The organism is Xenorhabdus indica, from assembly GCF_014467235.1.
GTDB classification, from domain to species: Bacteria; Pseudomonadota; Gammaproteobacteria; order Enterobacterales; family Enterobacteriaceae; genus Xenorhabdus; species Xenorhabdus indica.
The window spans coordinates 1-840 of the sequence record NZ_NKHP01000098.1 but is presented as its reverse complement, the minus strand read 5'-3'; the positions used below and the strand labels follow the sequence as shown (position 1 = coordinate 840).

The window sequence follows — 840 nt, the reverse complement described above, 5'->3', positions numbered from 1 at the left end:
TTTATCCAGTGTTGTCAGTGCCAACAAAGTCGAATTATTGAGCAATAGCCGCTGATTAGGGTAATCCAGTCCTTTTGCAACCAGATAAGGAGATTGCCCAGCAACAGTTTGCGCCATCAGTGCCGCCACTTTTTCGGCAATTGACTGCGTAGTTTGAATGATTTCTCTGGCTGGTTTGGGTTCTGGTAAAGGTAACGCCAGCGCATCCGCAACCACTTTTGCCGCCTCAATGATGGACATTCCTTTAGTTTTTGCCACCAAATCCAGCCCATCACCATAGTTCGGGGTATCACACTGGCGGCAATGCCAGTTGCCATTATGATGATCATCAATAAAGTGAAAACGGTCAGTGCCACCGCAGACAGGACAAGCACCATGTTTTCCCTTTGCGGGAATATCGATGCCACAGGCAGGCAATAAATTTTCCCAATGATACATAGCGGATTTTTTCACGGTCTGGATCAGGTCAAGCGGTTTTTGGTTGCCTGTGATATCTGAAGATGTAAATTTAGGGCGAGTTTGGTTATGCTGTATATCAGCCATCATCGTTACTCCGTATAACGGTTGTTGGTCAGACGCCTCAGATGTGTTGCTGCACACTGGGGCGTTGTTTTTTTATGTCACGTTTCTTATGTCATTTTCTTTAGGTGTTATGCCGCTCGTGATTCAGCGATACGTTGCGCAATCCAGTTATCAATTTCTGATTCAATAAAGGCGATTGAGCGAGAACCCAGTTTGACCTGTTTCGGAAATTCTCCGGCACTAATCAGTTTGTAGATCCACGCCTTGCTATAACCCGTCCTGCGTTGAACTTCCGGCAAACGAATAAGATTTTCCTTC

The 840-nt window shown here is 45.7% G+C and carries 2 protein-coding genes; both read right to left on the bottom strand.

All coding sequences use genetic code 11. From position 1 onward, the window contains the following. The coding region (locus Xind_RS19645; RefSeq protein WP_276511103.1) for a primase-helicase zinc-binding domain-containing protein at window positions 1-543 on the bottom strand (543 nt) is incomplete at its 3' end. Window positions 544-650: 107 nt separating this feature from the next. Beyond that, window positions 651-840: helix-turn-helix transcriptional regulator (locus tag Xind_RS19640; protein WP_187650956.1), on the bottom strand; the 190-nt coding region annotated here is incomplete at its 5' end.